General features: G+C 62.2%; 19 protein-coding genes. 8 read left to right on the forward strand and 11 right to left on the reverse strand.

All coding sequences use genetic code 11. The features are described 5' to 3' along the window. The first annotated feature begins 195 nt into the window (after positions 1-195). Positions 196-1,671 carry a multicopper oxidase family protein gene (locus AC20117_RS01245; RefSeq protein ID WP_236777411.1) on the forward strand — a complete coding sequence of 492 codons (1,476 nt, stop codon included), beginning with the start codon at positions 196-198 and terminating at the stop codon, positions 1,669-1,671. A 718-nt stretch (positions 1,672-2,389) separates the two neighbouring features. On the opposite strand, the gene AC20117_RS01255 is transcribed toward AC20117_RS01245, so the two are convergent. Next, positions 2,390-2,740, reverse strand: coding sequence for a holo-ACP synthase (locus AC20117_RS01255; RefSeq protein WP_074701342.1), 351 nt, complete (start codon positions 2,738-2,740; stop codon positions 2,390-2,392). Between the two features lie 110 nt (positions 2,741-2,850). Further along, on the reverse strand, positions 2,851-4,773 hold the full coding sequence (glmS, locus tag AC20117_RS01260) for a glutamine--fructose-6-phosphate transaminase (isomerizing) (protein ID WP_074701341.1): 1,923 nt from the start codon (positions 4,771-4,773) through the stop codon (positions 2,851-2,853). A gap of 147 nt (positions 4,774-4,920) precedes the next feature. On the opposite strand from glmS, the gene coaA reads away from it, so the two are divergent. The 3 genes from coaA (at position 4,921) to mscL (ending at position 7,260) form a co-directional block, all read left to right on the forward strand. Then, on the forward strand, positions 4,921-5,898 hold the full coding sequence (gene coaA / locus AC20117_RS01265) for a type I pantothenate kinase (protein ID WP_074701340.1): 978 nt from the start codon (positions 4,921-4,923) through the stop codon (positions 5,896-5,898). A 1-nt stretch (position 5,899) separates the two neighbouring features. Next, positions 5,900-6,802 carry a M15 family metallopeptidase gene (locus AC20117_RS23760; protein ID WP_074701339.1) on the forward strand — a complete coding sequence of 301 codons (903 nt, stop codon included), beginning with the start codon at positions 5,900-5,902 and terminating at the stop codon, positions 6,800-6,802. A gap of 65 nt (positions 6,803-6,867) precedes the next feature. After that, entirely contained in the window at positions 6,868-7,260 is a 393-nt protein-coding gene (gene mscL / locus AC20117_RS01275) for a large conductance mechanosensitive channel protein MscL (protein ID WP_074701338.1), read from the forward strand. A 77-nt stretch (positions 7,261-7,337) separates the two neighbouring features. Here the strand turns inward: mscL and AC20117_RS01280 are convergent, their stop codons facing one another. Both AC20117_RS01280 and AC20117_RS01285 read right to left on the reverse strand, forming a co-directional pair. Next, the gene (locus AC20117_RS01280; protein WP_218928477.1) at positions 7,338-9,245 is read right to left on the reverse strand and encodes a hypothetical protein; all 1,908 of its coding nucleotides are present in this window, start codon (positions 9,243-9,245) and stop codon (positions 7,338-7,340) included. Between the two features lie 624 nt (positions 9,246-9,869). Further along, the gene (locus tag AC20117_RS01285) at positions 9,870-11,267 is read right to left on the reverse strand and encodes a cation:dicarboxylate symporter family transporter (protein ID WP_083339785.1); all 1,398 of its coding nucleotides are present in this window, start codon (positions 11,265-11,267) and stop codon (positions 9,870-9,872) included. Between the two features lie 181 nt (positions 11,268-11,448). Here AC20117_RS01285 and AC20117_RS01290 point away from each other — a divergent pair, with 181 nt between their 5' ends. After that, a complete protein-coding gene (locus AC20117_RS01290; RefSeq protein WP_074701336.1) occupies positions 11,449-12,441 on the forward strand; it encodes an SMP-30/gluconolactonase/LRE family protein in 993 nt (330 codons plus the stop codon). 18 nt (positions 12,442-12,459) lie between these two features. Here AC20117_RS01290 and glmM read toward each other — a convergent pair whose 3' ends face one another. The 7 genes from glmM to AC20117_RS01325 all read right to left on the reverse strand — a co-directional run bounded on the left by glmM (position 12,460) and on the right by AC20117_RS01325 (position 20,557). Then, complete coding sequence (glmM, locus tag AC20117_RS01295) at positions 12,460-13,827, reverse strand: phosphoglucosamine mutase (RefSeq protein ID WP_074701335.1); 1,368 nt, start codon at positions 13,825-13,827, stop codon at positions 12,460-12,462. 162 nt (positions 13,828-13,989) lie between these two features. After that, positions 13,990-14,490, reverse strand: a complete 501-nt coding sequence (rpsI, locus tag AC20117_RS01300; protein WP_074701334.1) for a 30S ribosomal protein S9 — start codon at positions 14,488-14,490, stop codon at positions 13,990-13,992. Positions 14,491-14,529: 39 nt separating this feature from the next. Beyond that, the gene (rplM, locus tag AC20117_RS01305) at positions 14,530-14,973 is read right to left on the reverse strand and encodes a 50S ribosomal protein L13 (protein WP_074701333.1); all 444 of its coding nucleotides are present in this window, start codon (positions 14,971-14,973) and stop codon (positions 14,530-14,532) included. A gap of 393 nt (positions 14,974-15,366) precedes the next feature. Further along, positions 15,367-16,452 (reverse strand): inositol-3-phosphate synthase, encoded by a 1,086-nt coding sequence (locus AC20117_RS01310; protein ID WP_074701332.1) that lies wholly within the window; start codon positions 16,450-16,452, stop codon positions 15,367-15,369. Between the two features lie 145 nt (positions 16,453-16,597). Further along, on the reverse strand, positions 16,598-17,746 hold the full coding sequence (locus AC20117_RS01315) for a mannitol-1-phosphate 5-dehydrogenase (RefSeq protein WP_074701331.1): 1,149 nt from the start codon (positions 17,744-17,746) through the stop codon (positions 16,598-16,600). Next, a complete protein-coding gene (locus AC20117_RS01320; RefSeq protein ID WP_074701330.1) occupies positions 17,746-19,767 on the reverse strand; it encodes a PTS mannitol transporter subunit IICBA in 2,022 nt (673 codons plus the stop codon). Before AC20117_RS01320 ends, AC20117_RS01315 begins: the two co-directional genes overlap by 1 nt. A 64-nt stretch (positions 19,768-19,831) precedes the next feature. Further along, complete coding sequence (locus AC20117_RS01325; RefSeq protein ID WP_074701329.1) at positions 19,832-20,557, reverse strand: TetR/AcrR family transcriptional regulator; 726 nt, start codon at positions 20,555-20,557, stop codon at positions 19,832-19,834. Between the two features lie 372 nt (positions 20,558-20,929). Between AC20117_RS01325 and AC20117_RS01330 the strand changes: the two genes are divergently transcribed. The 3 genes from AC20117_RS01330 to AC20117_RS01340 all read left to right on the forward strand — a co-directional run bounded on the left by AC20117_RS01330 (position 20,930) and on the right by AC20117_RS01340 (position 22,613). Further along, on the forward strand, positions 20,930-21,136 hold the full coding sequence (locus AC20117_RS01330; protein WP_074701328.1) for a Flp family type IVb pilin: 207 nt from the start codon (positions 20,930-20,932) through the stop codon (positions 21,134-21,136). 65 nt (positions 21,137-21,201) lie between these two features. Continuing rightward, a complete protein-coding gene (locus AC20117_RS01335) occupies positions 21,202-21,594 on the forward strand; it encodes a TadE/TadG family type IV pilus assembly protein (protein WP_074701327.1) in 393 nt (130 codons plus the stop codon). Next, positions 21,582-22,613: a TadE/TadG family type IV pilus assembly protein gene (locus tag AC20117_RS01340; protein WP_074701326.1), complete on the forward strand. Its 1,032-nt coding sequence runs from the start codon at positions 21,582-21,584 to the stop codon at positions 22,611-22,613. The genes AC20117_RS01335 and AC20117_RS01340 overlap by 13 nt, the downstream gene beginning before the upstream one ends. Positions 22,614-22,618 lie beyond the last annotated feature (5 nt).

A 22,618-nucleotide genomic window follows, 5' to 3' on the forward strand; every position in this document is an offset into this window, starting at 1 on the left:
CCCAAGCTTTCTACAAGTTCCGCCGGTTCACTGATTTCTGCAAGGCAGTCAAGTCAGCTAAGAGGTACAGCCATGTCACTAACACGCCGAAACGTTCTCCAGATCGGCGGGGCAGGGATCCTCGGGGCGGTTGCATTGGGAGCACCGCTGTCATCCCTACAGGCAAAGTCAGCCAGCACTCTCGCGGCTAGGAACATGCCCAAGCCCTACCAGCGGGCCCTCACCATCCCGCCGGTCCTCGGACCAAAACGAACAGTTATCGATGCCGATGGACAGAAGCACCACTTCTACCACATCGTGCAGAAAGAGGGCACGGGGAACATCGTTCCCGGCCTGAGCACGCCGCTGTTGACCTACAACGGATCGTTCCCCGGGCCCACCATCCATGTCGAACAAGGGGAAAAGATCAGCCTGCGCATGGACAATCTCCTGCCACTGACCCATCCGCAGCTGGGCCACGTCCTCTCCACGTCGACCCACCTGCACGGATCGGCCTCGTTGCCGCAGTACGACGGGTACGCCAGCGACGTGACTAGCAAGGGACTCTGCAAGGACTACGAGTACCCGAACTTCCAACCCGCGCGGACGCTTTGGTACCACGATCACGCTGTCCACACCACGGCCCAGAACGTCTATTCCGGTCTTGCCGGGCACTACCACATGCATGACCCGGTGGAGCGGGACCTCCTGCCCCAGGGGCAATTCGACGTTCCCCTGACCATCTCGGATGCCATGTTCGCCCAGAACGGCAGGCTGGCGTACGACGACCACACCCGCTCCGGGCTCTGGGGAGACATCATCCTGGTGAACGGCGTGCCGTGGCCGGTGATGAAAGTCCAGCGCCGCATCTACCGCTTCCGTGTTCTGAACGCATCCATCTCCCGTTCCTACAACCTCAGGCTCAGCACCGGCGACCCGGTGACCATGGTCGCTACCGACGGTGGCCTGATGCCCGTCGCCCAACGTGTAGCGTCATGGCGCCACGCCAGTGCGGAAAGGTACGAGGTTCTCATCGATTTTTCCAAGTATCGGGCGGGACAGCGGGTCGAACTGCGCAACGCGTCCAACAAGAACAACATCGACTATGACTACACGAACCGCGTCATGGCTTTCGATGTCACCGACGCCCCGGTAGACACCAGCGGTCCGGCCGCACGAACCATGCCCACCGCGCTCGCATCCAGCACGGCGATGGAATTGAAAGCGGCCGATTCGGTCAAGACCCGGCGGATGCGGCTCAAGAGGGACGGCGATATCTGGACCGTAGATGGCCACACTTGGCAGGAAGTGGTCGATAGCGGTTATCAAAAAGTCTTCGCCGACCCGGACCTTGGCGACGTGGAAATCTGGGAGATGGAGAACAGCTCCGGCGGCTGGTTCCATCCGGTCCACATCCACCTTGTGGACTTCCAGATCCTCAGCCGAAACGGCCGAGCGCCATTCCCCTATGAGAAAGGACCCAAGGACGTCGTGTACCTCGGCGAAGGTGAAACGGTGCGCGTGCTGATGAAATTCGAGCACCACCGCGGCCGCTACATGATCCACTGCCACAATCTCCCCCACGAGGATCACGACATGATGGCCCAGTTCTCCGTCGGGTATAAATCAGGCGACCCCGATCCCAACGACCCGATCAACGCGGCACCTGCCCACGTACCAACAGAGGATTGACCCACGTATCCCGTTGCCAGGCGGCCTTGAACGCTTGGCAACGGGATAACTCCTGCCACTGCCACGGCACCCAAGATCGCTTCAAGAACCACCAGTAACATCTGCCCATGCGTTCTTCCCCGTTCAGGACGGACCGCTGATGCCTCGAACACCTGCAGATCAGCGCCATGAGTACGGCTCGCCGGCTACGAATATCAATATCCTGGAGTACTGCAACGGATTGTTAGCGGATGCCCCTGAGAGTGCCCAAGTGCGTCTGGATCTGCTTCTGGAGCGGACCTACCGCATGATTACCGCGCAGGCAGAGCGAAGTTTTGACGCTGCCAGGAATCACGACGACGCCGCCGCCTTTCGGGAGTTGCTCAGCAGGCCGGATTTCCGTGGGCCGTTGGCATGGGACTTCTTGGCCGGCTCACCGTCCAGAACCGCGGTCAGAAGGCGAATCACCCACCTACTGCAGTCGGAATGGGTGCGTGACGCGCTACTTAAGAACGCAGCTATCGATGCAGCCACCATTCACGAGCTAGTGAACTCGTACCGCTCACGTGCCCAGACTCCGAATCTTGTCCCCAATATTCCTCCGGCGCAGCACGGATAACACTACTAGCACCGTCATGCGTTTTCTTTTCCGGACGCTCCTCGGGGCAGGCTCGGCCACGAGTGTCCGTCCAGGAGAGCCGCTCGATACTGAGCGTGAGGAGGGCACACTGCCGCGCGGCTACCGCTCCGCGACGACCATCGCGGTAGCCAGGTCGCCGTCGTGGCTCATGGACAGGTGCCAGAACTTCACACCCTTGGCCTCCGCCGCGGCCGCCACGGTACCGGTGAACTCCGGGTACGGGTCTCCGCCGTCGTCAACGCAGATGGTGCAGTCCTGCCAGTTCATCCCCACAGGTGCGCCGAGAGCCTTGGCAATCGCTTCCTTGGCGGCGAACCGCGCGGCCAAGGAGCGCGTGTTCAGGACCCGCTCGGCCGGCGTGAACAGCCGGTCCACCAATCCCGGCGTCCGCTCTAGCTGCTTCCGGAAGCGCGACACCTCCACCACATCAACGCCGATTCCCACAATCATGTTTCATACCTATCCACACAGCGGCCGCTCAGGCCTTGAATGAACAATAGCTGCCCGTTGGGAAATCCCATCGGACAGCTATTGTCTACGTCAGTTATGGCTGGAAGCCTCTACTCGACGGTGACGCTCTTGGCCAGGTTGCGCGGCTGGTCCACGTCGTAGCCCTTGGCATTGGCCAGTTCGCACGCGAAGATCTGCAGCGGCACGGTGGCCAGCAGCGGTGCGAGCAGGGTCGGGGTCTCCGGGATGTAGAAGACGTGCTCGGCGTAGGCCTTGACCGCTTCATCGCCCTCTTCAGCGATGACGATGGTCTTGGCGCCGCGGGCGCGGATCTCCTGGATGTTGGAGACCACCTTGGAGTGCAGCGAATGGCGTCCGCGCGGCGAAGGCACGACGACGAATACCGGCTGGCCTTCCTCGATCAGCGCGATCGGGCCGTGCTTGAGCTCGCCGGCAGCGAAGCCTTCGGCATGGATGTAGGCCAGTTCTTTCAGCTTCAGCGCGCCTTCCATGGCTACCGGGAAGCCGACGTGGCGGCCCAGGAACAGCACGGAGCGGGTCTCGGCCATTTCGCGGGCCAGCTTCTTGATCTGGTCCGCGTTGTCCAGGACGGACTGGATCTTGGCCGGGATAGCACCCAGGTCGGAGAGGATGTCCTTGATCTCGCCCTGGAACTTGTTCCCGCGCAGCTGCGCCAGGTACAGGCCTAGCAGGTACGCGGCGGTGATCTGGGCCAGGAACGCCTTGGTGGAGGCGACGGCGATCTCCGGACCGGCGTGCGTGTAGAGCACGGCGTCGGATTCACGCGGGATGGTGGAGCCGTTGGTGTTGCAGATCGCCAGGGTCTTGGCGCCCTGTTCCTTGGCGTAGCGCACGGCCATCAGCGTGTCCATGGTCTCGCCGGACTGGGACATCGAGACGATCAGGGTGCGCTCGTCCACGATCGGGTCGCGGTAGCGGAACTCGTGGCTGAGCTCCACCTCGGTGGGGATGCGGACCCAGTGCTCGATCGCGTACTTGGCCACTTGACCGGCATACGCGGAGGTACCGCAGGCGAGCACGATGATCTTGTTGACGTTCTTCAGCTCGGCCGGGTCGATCCGGACCTCGTCCAGCGTGAGCCGGCCGTCGGCATCGGAACGGCCCAGCAGGGTCTGGCCCACGGCCTCGGGCTGGTCGTTGATTTCCTTCTCCATGAAGGAGGGGAAGCCGCCCTTTTCCGCGGCGGCAGCGTCCCAGTCCACGTGGAACTCGGTGCCTTCGGCCGGCTTGCCGAAGAAGTCGGTGATCTCAAAGCTGTCCGGGGTGATGGTGACAATCTGGTCCTGGCCCAGTTCCACCGCGCGGCGGGTGAAGTCGATGAAGCCGGAGACGTCGGAGCCGAGGAAGTTCTCGTTCTCGCCCAGGCCGACCACCAGCGGCGAGTTGCGGCGGGCGGCGACGACGACGTCGGGCTCATCGGCGTGGATGGCCAGCAACGTGAACGCGCCTTCGAGCTTCTGGCAGGCCTGCTGCATGGACTCGGCCAGGACGGCCTTGCCGCCGCTGGCCTTGACCAGCGAGCGGTAGATGTCGCCGAGCAGTACGGCGGCTACCTCGGTGTCTGTTTCGGAGAGGAAGGTGTGGCCCTTGGCCAGCAGCGATCCCTTGACCTCGGCGAAGTTTTCGATGATGCCGTTGTGGATGACGGCGAGCTTGCCGTCATCGGCCAGGTGCGGGTGCGCGTTCTGGTCGGTGGGGCCGCCGTGCGTGGCCCACCGGGTGTGCCCGATGCCGGTCAGCGACACCGGCAGGGGACGCTCTTCCAGCTCGGTGACCAGGTTGCTCAGCTTGCCGGACTTCTTACGGGACTCAATGCCGCCGTCTGCAATAACGGCCACGCCGGCAGAGTCATACCCGCGGTACTCCAGGCGCCGCAGCCCTTCCAGCACCACGTCGAGGGCGCTGTGGCTGTCAATTCCAGGAGCAAGATCAGCACTGCTGCTTACGGCCGGCAAGTCGCGGCGGCCTACATAACCTACGATTCCACACATGCCATAAAGCGTACCTGCCCCACCGCTTCAGAGCCGCACCGGGCGGGCATGAAACGCGGCACCACCAGCTAGCACCCGATTCCGGCCGCCGGGTATACGTCGTCTTGATTTTGGGTAATGTGCCGCCCAACAGGCACAATTCGTTAAGTGAGTGAAGAGACACCGAAGACGGCGTCATCCAATGGTGAGAGTAACGTCACACCTTTTGTCGAGCTGGACCGGCAGACATGGTCCCGGCTTTCCAACGAGATTGAACAGCCCCTCAACCAGGAAGACATCGAGCGGCTGCGCGGTCTGGGCGAACAACTGAACATGGACGAGGTGCGCGAGGTCTACCTCCCGCTGTCCCGGCTGCTTAACCTCTACGTGGGCGCGGCCGGCGAGCTCCATAAAGCCACCACCACCTTCCTGGGCGAACAGACCCGCCGCACTCCCTTTGTCATCGGCGTCGCCGGTTCGGTCGCCGTCGGAAAATCCACCACCGCCCGTGTGCTGCGCGAGATGCTGCGCCGCTGGGAGGGCACCCCCAACGTCGAGCTGATCACCACGGACGGTTTCCTCTACCCGAACGAGGAACTGCAGCGCCGCGGCCTGATGGACCGCAAGGGCTTCCCCGAGTCCTATAACCGCCGCGCCCTGCTGCGTTTTGTCAGCGAGGTCAAGTCCGGTGCCGAGGAAGTCCGCGCGCCCTGGTACTCGCACCTGACCTACAACATCGTCCCGGGCAAGGAAATTGTGGTCCGCCGTCCCGACGTGCTGATTGTCGAGGGGTTGAACGTGCTGCAGCCGGCCCGGCCCCGCGCGGACGGCCGCTCCGGCCTGGCGCTGAGCGATTTCTTCGACTTCTCCATTTATGTGGACGCCAAGACCTCGTATATTGAACAGTGGTATGTCAACCGGTTCCAGAAGCTGCGCACCTCCGCGTTCGCCAATCCGGAATCCTACTTCCACCGCTACGCGTCACTGACGGACGAAGAAGCTGTGGAAACGGCGCTGAGCATCTGGCGCCGCATCAACGAGCCGAACCTGGAGCAGAACGTGCTTCCCACCCGGGGCCGGGCACAACTGGTGCTCACCAAAGACGCGGACCACTCGGTTCGCCGGATGCTGCTGCGGAAGACCTGAGATGAACCGCAGGACTGCCATCACACTGGCCCGATCCGTCGCCGCTGCCTCCGTCGTAGCCGTGCTTGTCGGCTGCGCTGGTCCTTCCCCCGAATCTTCCAACCAAAGTACGACGGCGTCATCCGCCGTTGCGTCGTCACCGTCACCTTCGGGAGCGGGGCGCGACGAGGGAACAGCAGCCCCGGAACCGGGAGAAACCAGCGTGCCCGAGACGGAAGAGCCTCAGGCCCCTGCCGCGCCGGAGCAGACCAGCCCACCCGAACAGCCGGAGGAACCGGAGGAGCAAGCCGACCAGCCCGGCACGGAGAGCCACGACGATCCGGCGAGCATCGACGTCGTTGTTAATAAGGCCAGGCCGCTGGAACCGGCAGATTACTATCCGGCCGACCTCCGCTCCCCCAACGTGACAACCGGTCCGGGCGGCGCCGGCGCCCAGTTGCGCGCCGCCGCCGCGGGTGCCGCCGAGGAAATGTTCGCCGCCGCCGCTGCCGAGGGCGTGAGCATGACCATCGTGAGCGGCTTCCGCTCCTACGACACGCAGGTCTCCACTTACCAGCACTGGGTCAACGTCAACGGCAAGGCCGGCGCCGACGAAGTCTCGGCCCGCCCGGGCTACTCGGAACACCAGACCGGCCTGGCCCTGGACATCGGGGACAGCAGCGGTGCCTGCAACCTCAGCGCCTGTTTCGCGGACACCGCCGCCGGCAGCTGGGCCGCGCAGAACGCCCACCGCTTCGGTTTCGTGGTCCGCTACCAGCCCGGGCAGCAAGACGTTACGGGATATTCGCCCGAGCCGTGGCACCTGCGTTTTATCGGCAAAGCCGACGCGGCCGACATGTACAACAGCGGCGCGAAGGCGCTGGAAACCTATTACGGATTGCCCGCTGCACCTGATTATCTTTGAGCTGTTTACCCGAAAGCCGCTAAAGATCCATTGCAATCGGTACGACAAGCGGTACATTGGGGCGCATGTTACAAGGATTCAAGGAATTCATCATGAAGGGCAACGTCATTGACCTTGCCGTCGCTGTGGTCATCGGCACCGCTTTTGCCGCCGTGGTCAACGCTCTTGTTAACAACGTCCTGATGCCGTTCATCGCCGGACTTGTTGGCTCCCCCAATTTCGACAGCTTCGCTGCCTGGGACTTCAACGGCAACCTGGTCCAGTTCGGCGTTCTGCTGACCGCCATCGTCAACTTCCTGCTCGTAGCCGCCGCCATCTACTTCGTCGTCGTCGTTCCCATGAACCACATGATTGAACGCCGCAACCGCCGCCTGGGCATCACCCCGGTAGCAGAAGAAGCCGACCCGCAGGTCGTGCTGCTGACCGAAATCCGCGATTCCCTGCGCAGCCGGCAGTAAGAACCCCGGTCCACCTACTGAATCGAAGAAGTCCCCATCCTGTTAGGACGGGGACTTCTTTTCCTTGTCTGGCTTTGCTACCGGTTCGATACTGTTCCGGTTGCAGATCCGCCACGAGTGGACTGAACCAGAACCGAGCTCACTGCCTGGCTGGGCGGCGGCCGCATCCGCAGGCTCCAGTTACCGAGCGTGTCGACCTGTGCCGTCCCGAGCTTCTTGACTGCCCGGCCGGGCGTGGTGTCGTAAATGACAACCGAAGTCGCCGGCGTGAGGATCGCAGTGTTGGCCGCTAGCGTCGACGTCCCGTTGACACGGAACTCCTTGCCCTGCCGGTAACGAGCACCGGCATCGATGGTTACCGCGTCCGTTTGGAGCTCCAGTTCCACGGTGGCCGGAGCACTCTGGGTTCCATCCTCGCCAGTGACAATCAACTGCAACTTGATGGGCTCATTGTTAATCGTTGCCGGCGCAGTATCGGAGGTCTTCACTGCATACGGTACGGTGACCGTCGGTTTCGCGGTGGTTTCATCCTTCCATGTCACGTCCGGTCCGCTGATCTGGGACCAGGTGAAGGCGGTGGCGCCGGTGGAGGCGCTGCCATCGAGCACCGCACTGGATCCGCGGGCGAGGCTCGTCGATGCTGCCGATGCCACGGCTTCCGGCGCTGCCGGTGTCTCGGGATCGGTCGGAGCCGGCTCAACTGGATCGGTCGGGGTGACAGGGTCAGTCCCCGGATCCGATGGGTCCCCTGGGTCCGTCCCCGGACCCGTCGGGTCTACAGGATCTGTTCCCGGATCTGTCGGGTCGGTAGGCGTTGTACCGTCCCCCGTGTCGGTGACGGGTCCGGGATCGGGAGCCGGATCGACCGGATCTAGACCAATCGGCGTCGCGGCTCCCGCAGTGACCATGACCGGCAGGCTCGCCGTGTCGCCGTTCGCAGCTGTCACAGTGACCTTGGACGGCGGCGCTTTCACCGGCCACGAGACCGCTTGGGTGTCAGGCAGGTCTCCCAGCCCGGTCACGGTCAGCGGCCACCCAACGGCGGAGTTAGCGGCTACCGTCAGCTGGGTGCCGTCGTAGGTTGCCTGGGTGACGCTGATTCCGGTCGGCTTGGTAACGTCAACGATGTTGCTGCTGGCGGGCTGATCACTAATGTTGGTGATCTTGACCTGCGTCGGTACGGTATCGCCCGTCAACTGGATCCGGGCGTAGAAGCGGTTGGATCCGTCATCGGTGACCATAGGGGTCGCCGCGAACATGCCCTCCTGCCCCTCGACATGCAACTGTGTGCCGCCACTGGTGGCGAAAACGTCAATCATGTTGCCGTTGACCATGGCTTGGTCAGCCTGTACACCGTGGTTGGTGGCGATTTTGCCCTGGACGGTGAAGAGATCGGTCGACAGATTGATGCCTTCGCCGGTGACTGCGAACTGGTTAAAGTTGGACGGGCTGCCGGTCACCTTGTGTTCCACATCGGGGTTGCCCAGATAGCCCTCCGGGGCACCCGTATCCCATTTCAGGAAGGGCCCGATGTTGCTCTTCAGGGCAGTAGTGAAGTTGCCGTTGGCTGGCGAAATGTCCTCCACCAGCCGGCCGTCACCGCTGGCATCCGTATCCACGGTCACCTTGCCGTAGGGGTGCTGGAAGGCCAGCGTGGTGTTGGCGGGGCCCTCCTTGACGACAATGCGCTGGCGTCCGAAGACGACCTGGTCGCCAGCGGTGACCGCATTGGAGAACGCGGCTTCCAGTCCGAGGGTCAGTGTTGCCGAGCCGCCGCCCGGTAGGTCGAGCTCGGATCCTGCGAGCATGTAGAACGCTTCCTCCGGGAAGTTTTCCGGGAACGAAATCGGCGATTCCGGAGCCGGTATTTCCTCGGGTAGGAGTCCGCACAAGGGGTTCTGGAGATCGAGGCACAGCTCCACGCGAGTACCTGTGCTGTCGCCGTACCAAGCGGGGAATCCGTGCTCGGCATTGACAGGTCCCACGGCCGTGAGGTGATCAAGGTTTTTCTCAGTGACTTCCGTTGCGGCGATTGCCGCACCTGCCCCGGTCGCCGTTAGTGCCACCGCTGCGAGGGTGGCGACACTGCGTCGCCCTGGTCTGCGCCGGGCCGCCACCGGCTCACGAGGTTGTAGCAAACGTGCTTTTAACATGACTTGCTCCTGCAATGGTTTGGTTAGGAGGAGGCCATCGTGGCTGTTAAAAGTTGAAAAAAGCCTGAGGTCTCGGCTGCGGCGTCCGCATTGAGCCGCGAGGCTATGCAGTGGAAGCCCCTTAGAATAGGTGTCCCGGACCTCGTTGCAGGTCGAGGTCCGGGACACTGTCTACCGAGGTGCTCCTATGCTGAAAAGTTTCAGCCACCCCGGCATTTGTCGTCTTCGTCCGTATGCGAGTGAACGGTGACGACGGTCTAAGGCCGCTGCAGCTTGCGGCCTAGAAAGGTCAACCGCCGGAACCGGAGGTTGATGGTTTAAATGCTAAGACCACGCTCCTGTGGAAACCTTGGAGCCAATCCCCCTGTCAAGAACCAGCATTTGGGGAGACCTCGACCCCCGAGCTTTGGGCTTGCCTACGCCGCTGACTCCATCTTTCGGACCGGGCAACCGGCTTCAGTGAGCGTGCTGCTTGTACGGATGTCCAGGTGTGCCCACGGGCTCCGTCCCGGTGTAGCCGTGATCCTCATCCATGGTGGTCTCATCAAAGGGATCGGCTCCGGCCAGCACCCTATCCACCTGCTCCGGATCCATTTCCTGGGTCCACTTGCCGATCAGGACCGTGGCCACAGCGTTACCGGTGAAGTTGGTCAAGGCCCGGGCCTCCGACATGAACCGGTCAATGCCGACGATCAGGCCAACGCCCTCCACCAGATCCGGCCGGTGGGACTGCAGACCGCCGGCCAACGTTGCGAGTCCGGCTCCGGTGACGCCTGCCGCGCCCTTCGAGGCGATGATCATGAAGACCAGTAGCGAGATCTGCTCCCCCAGCTGGAGGGGCTTGCCCAGCGCCTCGGCGACAAACAGGGCAGCCATGGTCAGGTAGATCGCCGTCCCGTCCAGGTTGAAGGAGTAGCCGGTAGGTACGGTGACACCGACCACCGGCTTGGCAACGCCCAGGTGTTCCATCTTCGCGATCAACCGCGGCAGGGCAACCTCGGAGGACGAGGTGGACACGATCAGCAAGTACTCCCGCGCCAGGTAGCGCATGAGCTTGAAGATGTTTATGCCCGTCACCAGCTTCAGCAGGCCGCCGAGAATAACGACGATGAAGAGGGCGCAGGTGATGTAGAAGGCGATCATCAGGGTGCCCAGGCTGATAATCGCGTCCAGTCCTGTTTCACCGACGACGGCGGCGATGGCGCCGAAGGCGCCGATCGGAGCGAGCCACATGATCATCACGAGGATACGGAACACCAGGGTCTGCAGGTAGCCAATACCCCTCAGGACCGGTACACCGCTGGGTCCCATTTTCTGCAGCGCGAAGCCCACCAGCAGCGCGATGAACAGCGTTTGCAGAATGCTGCCGGCTGTCAACGCGGAGAACAGCGTGGTCGGAATGATGCTCAACAGGAACCCGACTGTCCCGGCTGCTTCTTCCTCGCCAGCTTCGGCTTCAAAGTCGGTGGCGCCGAGGTCCAGGCCCGCACCCGGCTGGATGATGTTGCCCACGACCAGGCCGATAGCCAGCGCGAAGGTGGACATGATGATGAAATAGCCGAGCGCCAGGCCGCCCACTTTGCCCACCGTGGCCGCCTTGGCGATCGACCCGACGCCGAGCACAATCGTGCAGAAGATTACCGGGGCGATCATCATCTTGATCAGCCCGATGAAGGCGGTGCCCAGGGGTTTGAGCTGCTGAGCGAAGTCTGGCGCTATGAAGCCGATGATGATGCCGAGCACCACGGCCACGATGACGGACACGTAGAGCAGATGGGTACGGTCCTTCTTTTTAGTGGGTCCGCCGCCTGCCGCTGGCGGTTCTTGCGACGGATGTTCAGCCGGGGAAGACATGGCTTTCTCCTTTGTCACCGCTGGTCCTGCTGATGTAATAACTGTCCCACCGGCCATGTTCCAGCACCATAGAAAAGGGCCAATTACAAGGGCCAAACGCGTTCTTTCGCGCGTAGCATTGGAGAAGACACTGGGAGCCCGCTCCGGTGACTCCCGGACTTCTTTCCGCACGGAGACACCCATGCGCAACAGCCCAGCCCCAATTCCCTCCCGGCGCCCGCGGCTCGGCAAGACCGCCGCAGGGCTTCTCGGCATAGCCGCCCTGATCGCCTCAGCCGGCCCCGTCTCGGCCCACCCCCGCCATCATGACGGTCCGGACAATCCGCCGGACAGCATCGAACTTCCCGACGCCTCCTCGGCCGAGGGAATCACCGCCGGCAGGGGGAGCTCCTTCTACGCGGGTGACCTCTTCGAGGGTGACATCTACCGCGGCAGCTTGCGCAGCGGAACGGCCAAGGAAATCATTGACGCTCCGGACGGCCGAAAGGCAGTCGGTATGGACTTCAGCAAACGGCATGATCTGCTCGCCGTTGCCGGCGGGGATACCGGGCAGGCCTACTTCTACGACACGGACACGGGCGAAACCGTGGCCAAGTACCAGCTGGCCAAAGCGGGGACATCGTTCATCAATGACGTCACCCTGACCAGACGCGGTGCTTGGTTCACCAACTCACTCCAGGGCGAGTTGTACTTCGTCCCCATTGACCGCCACGACGGCGACCTTGGGAAGGCGAGAACATTGGATTTGAAGGGGCCGGCCAGCGAGACACCCGGAGACTTCAACCTCAACGGCATTGCCGTAGCCGACGACGGCCGCACCCTGGTAGTCGCGCACTCGGCCAAGGCATCGCTCTTCACGGTGAACACCCGGAGCGGGGAAAGCAGGCTCATCCGCAGTCTGGACCTGCCCCACGTGGACGGCATCGTGGTCGAAGGCCGAAATGTATGGGCCGTTCAGAACATGATCAACCAGGTGAGCCGGATCAGAGTCTCCGATGACCTGCGCCGCGGCGAAGTAAGGGAAGTCATCACCGACAAACTCTTCCAGATACCGACGACGGCGGCACTCATCGGGGATGATCTGGCCGTGGTCAACGCCAAGTTCGACACCGGCCTCCCGCCGACGGCCGACACTTACGAGGTGATCATCGTCGATGCCTTCGGCGAAGACTGATGCCCTACTGCGCCGCCGCTAGTCCGCGGCGACCGGCTGCTGCAGTCCGAGGTGCTGCTTGACCGCTGCTGCGAGCTGGTCTGCGGTGGATTGGGCGGTGGACATGTCGGCTGCCTCGACCATCACGCGGACTACGGGCTCGGTCCCCGACGGGCGCAGCAGCACCCGGCCGGTTTCGCCCAGCACTGCGCTGGCGGCGGCGATAGCGGCCTGCAGTTCGGCGTTGGTCTTCACTGCGGCCTTGTCCACGTCCTTGACATTGATCAGCACCTGCGGCAGGTGGTTCATGGCCTTGGCCAGTTCCGAGAGCGGTTTGCCGGTCTTGGCGACCTGGGCAGCGATCTGCAGGCCGGTGAGGACGCCGTCGCCGGTGGTGGCGTAGTCGGAGAAGATCACGTGGCCGGACTGCTCGCCGCCCAGGGAGTAGCCGTGGGCGCGCATGCTTTCGAGCACGTAGCGGTCCCCCACCGCGGTCTCTTCGATCCTGATGCCGGCTTCCTGCAGGGCCAGCTTCATGCCCAGGTTGCTCATCACCGTGGCCACCAGGACATTGTCCTTGAGCCGGCCGGAGTCCTTCATGGCGAGGGCCAGGATGGTCATGATCTGGTCACCGTCGATCACGGTGCCGTTCTCATCCACCGCCAGGCATCGGTCCGCGTCGCCGTCGTGCGCGATGCCGAGGTTCGCGCCGTGGGCCAGCACGGCTTTCTGCAGCTCCTCCAGGTGGGTGGAGCCCACGCCGTCGTTAATATTCAGGCCATCGGGCTCGGCGCCGATGACCACGATCTCGGCACCGGCGTCGGAGAAGACCTGCGGGGAGCAGCCGCTGGCCGCACCGTGCGCACAGTCCAGAACGACTTTGAGGCCGTCCAGGCGCGCCGGGAGGGTCTGCAGCAGGTGGACGATGTAGCGGTCCTCGGCATCGGCGAAACGCTGGATGCGCCCGACCTCGGCGCCCGTGGGCCGGTGGCGGGGGTTCTTCATCTCGGCCTCGATGGCGTCCTCGACCTCGTCCGGCAGCTTGTGGCCGCCGCGGGCGAAGAACTTGATGCCGTTATCCGGCGCCGGGTTGTGGGAGGCGGAGATCATCACGCCGAAGTCCGCGCCCAGGTCCGCGACCAGGTAGGCGGCAGCAGGGGTGGGCAGCACGCCGGCGTCGTAAACATCCACGCCGGCACTGGCGAGCCCTGCGGACACGGCAGCGCTGATGAACTCGCCGCTGGCACGGGGATCCCGTGCGACGACGGCGGTGGGCCGCTTTCCGTCTTGAACCTGCCGGTGGCCAAGGACTACCGCAGCGGCCTGGGAAACTTCCATCGCCAGTTCTGCAGTGATCAGTCCGTTGGCCAATCCACGGACACCGTCGGTACCAAATAATCTAGACACAGGAGACCATTTTACGGGAGGGAAACAGAGCAGCATGACATGTTGCTCCCAAAGCCCATATTAACGCCAGAACCCCGCCCAGTGGATTGCACTGTGCGGGGTTCTGAAGCAGTCCGGGCAACGCTGGTAGCGCTGGTAGCGCTGGTTCCGGAAAGCGCAGATTTAGCGCTTCGAGTACTGCGGTGCCTTACGGGCCTTCTTCAGACCAGCCTTCTTACGCTCGATGATACGGGCGTCGCGGGTCAAGAAGCCGGCCTTCTTCAGGGCCGGACGGTTGTTCTCGCGGTCAACCTCGTTCAGCGCACGGGCGATGCCCAGGCGCAGCGCACCGGCCTGGCCGGAGGGGCCGCCACCATTGATGCGTGCAACGACGTCGTAAGCGCCATCCAGATCAAGCAGCTTGAACGGATCGTTGACTTCCTGCTGGTGCAGCTTGTTCGGGAAGTAGTTGGCCAGTTCGCGGCCGTTGATGGTCCAGTTGCCGGAACCCGGAACGATGCGCACGCGGGCAACAGCTTCCTTGCGGCGGCCAACAGCGGAACCGGAAACGGTCAGGGCCGGGCGTTCCTTGGCAACGGCCTGCGTTGCTTCGGAGCTGCTTTCCGAGGTGTAGCTGGTGAGGTTCTCGCCAGCGTTGTTCAGCTCTTCAGTATTCTGAGCCACGATTCTCCTTGAATAAATTCTTTAGTTTGGTGGCCAGGACTACTGGGCGACCTGGGTGATTTCGAAGGTCTTCGGCTGCTGGGCAGCGTGCGGGTGCTCGGCACCTGCGTAGACCTTCAACTTGCCCAGCTGCTGGGCAGCCAGGGAGTTCTTGGGCAGCATGCCGCGGATTGCCTTCTCGACTGCGCGAACCGGGTTCTTCTCCAGCAGTTCGGCGTAGTTGACGGAGGACAGGCCACCCGGGTAACCGGAGTGGCGGTAGGCACGCTTCTGTTCGAGCTTGGCGCCGGTCAGGGCAACCTTCTCAGCGTTGATGATGATGACGAAATCGCCCATGTCCATATGCGGAGCAAAGGTCGGCTTGTGCTTTCCGCGCAGCAGTGTTGCGGTCTGGCTGGCAAGACGACCCAGGACAACGTCGGTGGCGTCAATGACGTGCCACTGGCGGTTGATATCGCCGGGCTTCGGGGTGTACGTACGCACGGTTTTTGCCTTCGTTTGTTGTTCTCAGGGTAGCGGCGCATCCGTAACGGACACGCACGCAAGTTCATCTATGCGCTACCGGAACTTCAGGTGAGGACTGAAATGTAACCAGTGGTCCAGAGAATCTCGGCTATTTCCATGGACCAGGTGACTCTGCAACTGAGCCGTCTCACGGACATAGACGTATCGAGGTTGGACACGCACAACGACTACCAAGGTTACCGTGTTTGAGTGGATCAGGTCAAAAGGACCCGCATGTTGTTCCCCCGGGCTTCGGGCAGAGCAGCTGCGGGACCCAAACGCGTCCGCCGTTATGGCGGGAATACGACCGGAAACCAGCCGTATTCGAACCAAAACTGCGGACGCGTTGGGTACTACTAAAGACGTGAGTTCTTAGCGCTCGATGTCGCCGCGGATGAAGGCTTCGACCTTGTCGCGGGCGATGTCGTCGTTGTACTGCTCCGGCGGGGACTTCATGAAATAGCTCGACGCCGAGAGGATCGGGCCGCCCACCCCGCGGTCCAGGGCGATCTTCGCCGCGCGCACCGCGTCGATGATCACGCCGGCGGAGTTCGGGGAGTCCCAGACCTCCAGCTTGTACTCCAGCGACACCGGGGCGTCGCCGAAGTTCCGGCCCTCCAAGCGGACGAACGCCCACTTGCGGTCATCGAGCCACGCCACATAGTCGGACGGGCCGATATGCACATCGTCCGCGTGCAGCTCGGCCTCGACGTTGGAGGTCACGGCCTGGGTCTTGGAGATCTTCTTCGACTCCAGCCGGTCCCGCTCCAACATGTTCTTGAAGTCCATGTTCCCGCCGACGTTCAGCTGGTACGTCCTATCCAGGGTCACGCCGCGGTCCTCGAACAGCTTCGCCATCACCCGGTGCGTGATGGTCGCACCGATCTGGCTCTTGATGTCATCGCCGACAATCGGGACACCGGCAGCGGTGAACTTATCCGCCCACTCCTTGGTCCCCGCAATGAACACCGGCAGCGCGTTGACGAAGCCCACGCCGGCGTCGATCGCGCACTGCGCATAGAACTTCGCCGCGGCCTCGGAACCGACCGGCAGGTAGCAGACCATGACATCGACCTTCGCCGCGCGCAGCTCCGCCACGATGTCCACCGGCTCGTCCGGGGCCTCGACGATGGTTTCGCGGTAGTACTTGCCCAGCCCGTCCAGGGTGTGGCCGCGCTGCACCGTCACGCCCGTGGCCGGGACATCGGCGATCTTGATCGTGTTGTTCTCGCTGGCACCGATGGCGTCCGCCAGGTCCAGCCCGACCTTCTTGCTGTCCACATCAAACGCGGCAACGAACTCGACGTCGTTCACGTGGTACTTGCCGAACTGCACATGCATCAGGCCGGGAATGGTCGAATCCGGATCCGCGTCCCGGTAGTACTGGACGCCCTGCACCAGCGAGGCCGCACAGTTACCAACGCCAACGATCGCGACCCTGATGGGGTTCTCTGCCACGGTTCTCCTTTGACAAACACTGCGATTGGGGCCGCGTCCGATGGAAGCGGCCTGTCCATTCTAGCGGCACGAAAATAGTGCCCTCGTGCACCATCTCCATGCCTGCGAGCGCGACTATCGTTGGCTAAAGCTCCTTGGCTGCCGGCTACATCGCGGCCTGGCGGGCTTCGATCAATTTCTGCACCTGCGGGAAAAGCGGGTGCTCCGCGGTCAGCCCCGTGATCAGTTCCGCGGCCTTGGCCGGTTCAGAGTCGGCCAGGATCCGTGCCAGCTCCTTGGCTTCCGCGTCCGCGGCGTCGTCGAAACGCAGGGCAGCGGCCATCGCCTCGAGCAGCGCCACGGGCACGACGCCGCGCTCGGCGAGTTCGGCCGCCGGACCAACGAAGCGCTCATGCCGGCTTAGCTTGCGCAGCGGGGCCCTGCCCACCCGGTTCACCGTGTCCGGAAGGTACGGATTGGTGAAGCGGGAGAGGATTTTCTGTACATAGGCTTCTTGCTCCGCCTCGGCGAAATCATGCTTGGCCACCAGCAGCTGCTTGGTCTCGTCCAGCACCGCGCGCACCTTTTCCGCCACGGCTGCGTCGGCCATAGCGTCGGAGATCTTCTCAATTCCCGCGGCGTAGCCGAAGTAGGCGGCGGAGGCATGGCCGGTGTTGACCGTGAACAGCTTCCGCTCGATATACGGCCCCAGCTCGTCCACGAACGTTGCTCCCGGGATTTCCGGCGTGGCCGTGCCGAAGGGTGCGCGCTCGATGACCCACTCGAAGAACGTCTCCACGGTCACGTCCAGGCCCTGGCCCTCCGCCTGGTTGGGCACAATCCGATCCACCGCAGTGTTGGCGAACACCGCCACGGCGGACAGCTCCCCCGCCGACGCGTCCCAGACAGACACAATCTCCTGGCGCAGGATGTCGGTGGCGTTGATTGCGTTCTCGCAGGCCATCACCTGCAGCGGCGGCAGCTCCGGCCCGCGTCCGGCCAGTCCGCGCGCAATCACCGGCGCCACGAACTTGAGGATGTGCGGGCCCACCGCGGTGGTGACCACGTCCGCCGTCGTTATTTCCGCGACGACGTCCGCTTCCTGTTTGCCGGAGTTCAGCGCACGGAAGTTGTCCACGGTCTTGACCGAGGGGTTCTCCCCCACTTGGTGGACGTCGTACGAGGACGCTGCGGAGAGCTGGTCGATCAGGGCGTCCGCCACGTCGGCGAACACCACTTCATATCCGGCTTCGTGGAGCAGCAGCCCCACGAAGCCGCGGCCGATATTGCCGGCTCCAAAGTGCACTGCCTTCACTATGCGTTCACCTTTCCGAAGAGTTCCATGACTTCCTCCACCGTGGTGGCCTGCTCAAGCTCGGCCACCTGCGCCTTGTTGGTGAAGATCTTGGCGATCGAGGCCAGGATCTTCAGGTGCTCGTTGTTGACGCCGGCGACGCCGACTACAAACTTGACCTGCTTGCCGTTCCAGTCGATGCCCTCGGGGTAACGGACCAGCGAGACCGCGGAGTGCATGATGTGGTCCTTGGCGGCGTTGGTGCCGTGCGGGATGGCCAGGAAACTGCCCATGTAGGTGGAGACGGATTCCTCGCGCTCATGCATCGAGTGCACGTAGCTCATATCGACGGCGCCGCGGTCCAGCAGGAGCTGGCCTGCCTCGTCGATCGCGGAGTCGCGGTCCTTCGCGGTGCCGTTGAGGACAATGCTCTCCTCCAACAGGACTCCCCTGCCGGTGGCTGGCTCCGCGGCGTGTGCCCCCGCGGCAACCTCGGCGGCTGGAGCTGCGGCCACAGCGGCGGGATCCTTGCCGGCCGCGGCAACGCCATCTGCGGTCAGCTCTTCGGCTGCTGCTTCGGCGGCGGGCACGCCACTCTTGCTTTCGGCGCTGTCCTTGACCAGTTCCACGATCTCGTCGTACCGCGGGCTGTTCATGAAGTTGTCCACGGAGACGTGCACTGCGCTGGAGGTGACAGGGCGGGCACGCTCAGTCAGGTCCTGGTGCGTCACGACGACGTCGTACGTGTCGCTCAGGTTGGCGATGGCCGAGTTGGTGACCTTCACGTCCGGGAAGCCGGCCGCCTTGATCTTGTTGCGCAGCACCGACGCGCCCATGGCGCTGGAGCCCATACCGGCGTCGCAGGCGAACACAATGTTCCGGATGGGACCGGCCAGGACTGCAGTACCGCCGGCGCCGCCGAGGGCGGACGCCACCGAGCTCTTCTTGCCCTTGAGCCCTTCCATCTTGGCGGTTGCTTCGCCGAGTCCGTCCACGTCCGTGGTCTTGCTGGCCTTGAGGATGACGGAGGCGATCAGGAAGGAAACGGCCGCCGCGAGCACCACGGACAGTGTCACGCCGAAGTAGCTGTCGCTTGCCGTTGCCGCATAGACCGCAATGATGCTGCCGGGGGCTGCGGGCGAACGCAGGCCGGCGCCGGTGAGCACCAAGGTGAAGATGCCGGTCATGCCGCCCGCGATAGCCGCGAGGATGATGATCGGCTTCATCAGGACGTACGGGAAGTAGATCTCGTGGATACCGCCGACGAACTGGATCAAGGCGGCACCGGGAGCCGACGCGCGGGCCAGGCCCTTGCCGAAGACCATGTAGGCGAGCAGGATGCCCACGCCCGGGCCGGGGTTGGCCTCGAGCAGGAACAGGATGGACTTGCCTTCGACGAGCGCCTGTTCGGTGGCGAGCGGGGTCAGGATGCCATGGTTGATGGCGTTGTTAAGGAACAGCACCTTCGCGGGCTCGATGAGGATGCTGGTCAGCGGCAGGAGGCCGTTATTGACCAGGAATTCGACGACGGCGGCAGCAGCGTTGCTGAAAACCGTCACCACCGGGCCAATCACCAGCATGCCGACAATGGCCATGATGGAGGCGAGAATGCCGGCCGAGAAGTTGTCGATCAGCATCTCGAAGCCCGGCTTGACCCGGCCTTCCCAAACCTTGTCCAGCTTCTTCATGATCCAGGCCGTCAGCGGTCCCATGATCATGGCGCCGATGAACATCGGGATATCGGTTCCCACGATGACACCCATGGTGGCTGCAGCACCCACCACGCCGCCGCGGATGCCGTGAACCATGCGGCCGCCGGTGTAGCCGATGAGCAGCGGCAGCAGGAAGCTAATCATCGGCCCGACCAGTGCGGCCAGAGTCTCGTTGGGCAGGAACCCGTCCGGGATAAAGAGGGCCGTGATGATGCCCCAGGCGATGAAGGCCCCGATGTTGGGCATGATCATGCCGGAGAGGAAGGTGCCGAACTTTTGGACACCCACCCGCAAGCTTGTTTTGGGCTTCGCAGCGGTCTCTGTTGCCATGTGAATTCCTAACGTGAGTCCCGCAGTGATGCGGGGTCAGCCGATACGTGACGAAGGAGTGAGCTCATGACGAGCTGCTCGATATTCTGTGGAGCCATTCGAGGAAGAGCCTCAATTCCGAGCCGGATAGTTGGTCCGAATGCGAGGCCTGGAGGGCCGCATTCAGGGCGATGGCTGCAACGACGACGGACGACTTGCCGGAGTCTTCCGCTACAGCCGCATGGGCCTGATCGGCCGAGATAGCGGAGATCATGGAGTCCCGGGTCATCGTGGACAGCTCCAGATTCCGATCCTCGGCAGGTTCCGAAATGAGCATGAGGGTCACGCCCACATTGGCCGCGAGGATGCTCCTTGCTGCCTCCCGGGGCGGCACATTGAGCTTCCCCGCGATCGCCGCCTTATTGAGCATCTCCTCCATGAGTGCCTCGGCATCGGCCACGAGGGCCGGACGGCTCTCGGGACGGATGTTGCCGAACATCACCAGGTAGAGGTGCGGCTGGCTCAGACCGAACTGGACGTGGTTGTCCCACATCCTCTTGATGTCCTCCAGGGAATCCCCCGTCGGCGCAAATTTCCGCTCCCGCGCCACATACTCCTCGAAACCGCCGGCAACGACGGCGTCGAAAAGACCTTCCTTGGTGCCGAAGTGGTGATACAACGTTGGCGCAGTGACGCCCGCCAGTTTGGTGATCTGGCGAGTAGAGACCCCTGAACCGTGCGAACTCGCCAAAAGCTCGGCAGCCGCCCGAAGCAACCGGATTTTGGCCGGAAGCTGGTCATCGACACTCATAGCCGCTACCCTAGCACCTATAGCAACGCTATATGAAGTGAATCACAAAAATCGTACTTCCCGGAGTAGGTGTCAGTCCCGGCCGCATCGCCACTGTCGGCCAGACGCCCAAGCCGGTGAGCGAGCACCCCGTAGCTTCTGCGACCCGAAAAGGTGACGACATTTTCATAACAGTTTGATAACGGTCTTTATAAGCGGTGGTGAAACCTTCCAATTAGCGGTTAGGATATTCTCGGTTGGGGGCAATCAAACAACTCCTTTCGAGACTTCTCTCTCGAATTAGTTGGGGGCAATTTCTGCAAAACCTCCTGCCATTGGCCTACATCCGTCCAATGGCCTATATGGTCATTTGCTTTTCAGGAGTTGAATCTCATGCTGGCTATCTACGCTACGCTTCACACTTTCATTACGACTCGCTTTACCCGCGAAGAAAAGGGCGCAACCGCCGTTGAATACGGCCTGATTGTCGCGCTGGTCGCGGTAGCAGTTGCGGCGGCTTTCGTCTTCTTGCAGCCCATGCTCGTAGGTGTTTTCGACAAGGTCGAGACCACTGTCGGCGTTACTGTACCGAATCAGTAGCACACTTCCGGCTGGCGAGGCATATCTCGCCAGCCGGAACACGTAGCGCGAGAAGGGCAGTCAGGATGCGAAGACAGTCCGAGCGTGGCGCTGTTGCCATTGAATTCGCGATTGTTCTGCCGGTACTCTTAATCCTCCTTATCGGGATGATCGAATTCGGCAGGATCTTCAGCGCTCAAATCATTCTTACGAATGCCGCCCGTGAAGGTGCCAGGACAATGGCCATCACCGATGATCTCAATCGAGCAGAATCAGCTGTACTGACTACTGCCGCAGGCCTCGTCCCATCTCTTCTTGATTCTGATATATCCGTATCTGCAGACTGCGCTTCGCTTGATCCTGCTTTTCCCACTGCCAAATTCAGCAGCGTAGTCATTTCTTACAGCGTACCGCCATTGACCGGAATAGTGGGCCCGATCGACGTTGGTGCTCGTGGAGTAAGTCGATGCGAAAAATAGTTCCAGGTGACGGAGTTCAAAAGCACATCGACAACTCTGAAGATCGAGGAACCACAGCAGTCATCGTCGCCATTCTTCTCGTGATTCTCCTTGGGTTTGCCGCAATTGTGATAGATATCGGTCGCATTTTTGCTGAAAGGTCACAACTCCAAAATGGTGCTGATTCTGCCGCATTGAGCGTTGCTTATAGTTGTGGTGACGACTCCGACTCGTTGGATTGCAATCCCTCATCTCACTCAGCCGTAGACGTAGCCAATGCGAATGCTTTGGACGGTCTCAGTAACCTCGTCGTGAATGTCGATAAGTCTTCGGGCGTCGTAAAAGTTGAAGCCCGGGCGCGAGAAGTCGGACAAACTCCAGGCTTCATTTCGATGACATTCGCGAGGGTCATCGGTCAGGATGCAGTCGCTGTCACGGCCAGCGCCACCGCAATGTGGGGAAACCCCGTCAAAGGACTCCCACCGTTCCCTGTCGTATTTTCAAAGTGCGAGATCCAAAGTGTCGAATCCCTGCAGCTAGTTCGTTTTCGGCAGCAAGGGACGTTCAGTCCAGGCTGTGCCGGAGGACCGCCAGGCGGCTTTGGGAACCTTGACCAGTTGGATGGTCGCTGCGAGGCGAATGTAGATATCTCCCAACTCGCCGCAGGCAGCAGTACGGGCAATGGTGTTCCTGCCAACTGTAGCGACTTGCTGAAATCATGGGCGACGTCCATTCAAGGCGGGGAATACCCAATCGGGCTTTTCCCCGTGTATGATTCGGTGTCCGAAAGCGGAAGTAAGGCTATCTATAACCTTACTGGATTCGCAGCATTTGAAATTCATGGTTGGAAGCTCAAGCAGGGCGGAAGCGAAAAGTACCCGGAATTATTCAGGGCAGATTACTACACCGGTTTGAAGTGTGACAAAGACTGCATCGGTGTAATCGGAAAATTCGTTCGTCACGTTTCACTGGATGAGAATTTTACAGTGGGTACGGGCGGAAAAGATATGGGCGCATACCTCGTGCGCTTGACGGACTAGGAAAA

This window comes from Arthrobacter crystallopoietes (assembly GCF_002849715.1).
Classification (GTDB): domain Bacteria; phylum Actinomycetota; class Actinomycetes; order Actinomycetales; family Micrococcaceae; genus Crystallibacter; species Crystallibacter crystallopoietes.

Bases quoted from the DNA above. Each gene is read 5' to 3' on its own strand.
- AC20117_RS01245 (WP_236777411.1), top strand. From the start codon at position 196: ATGCCCAAGCCCTACCAGCGGGCCCTCACCATCCCGCCGGTCCTCGGA.
- AC20117_RS01255 (WP_074701342.1), bottom strand. From the start codon at position 2,740: ATGATTGTGGGAATCGGCGTTGATGTGGTGGAGGTGTCGCGCTTCCGG.
- glmS (WP_074701341.1), bottom strand. From the start codon at position 4,773: ATGTGTGGAATCGTAGGTTATGTAGGCCGCCGCGACTTGCCGGCCGTA.
- AC20117_RS23760 (WP_074701339.1), top strand. From the start codon at position 5,900: ATGAACCGCAGGACTGCCATCACACTGGCCCGATCCGTCGCCGCTGCC.
- mscL (WP_074701338.1), top strand. From the start codon at position 6,868: ATGTTACAAGGATTCAAGGAATTCATCATGAAGGGCAACGTCATTGAC.
- AC20117_RS01285 (WP_083339785.1), bottom strand. From the start codon at position 11,267: ATGTCTTCCCCGGCTGAACATCCGTCGCAAGAACCGCCAGCGGCAGGC.
- AC20117_RS01290 (WP_074701336.1), top strand. From the start codon at position 11,449: ATGCGCAACAGCCCAGCCCCAATTCCCTCCCGGCGCCCGCGGCTCGGC.
- AC20117_RS01320 (WP_074701330.1), bottom strand. From the start codon at position 19,767: ATGGCAACAGAGACCGCTGCGAAGCCCAAAACAAGCTTGCGGGTGGGT.
- AC20117_RS01325 (WP_074701329.1), bottom strand. From the start codon at position 20,557: ATGAGTGTCGATGACCAGCTTCCGGCCAAAATCCGGTTGCTTCGGGCG.
- AC20117_RS01330 (WP_074701328.1), top strand. From the start codon at position 20,930: ATGCTGGCTATCTACGCTACGCTTCACACTTTCATTACGACTCGCTTT.
- AC20117_RS01335 (WP_074701327.1), top strand. From the start codon at position 21,202: ATGCGAAGACAGTCCGAGCGTGGCGCTGTTGCCATTGAATTCGCGATT.
- AC20117_RS01340 (WP_074701326.1), top strand. From the start codon at position 21,582: ATGCGAAAAATAGTTCCAGGTGACGGAGTTCAAAAGCACATCGACAAC.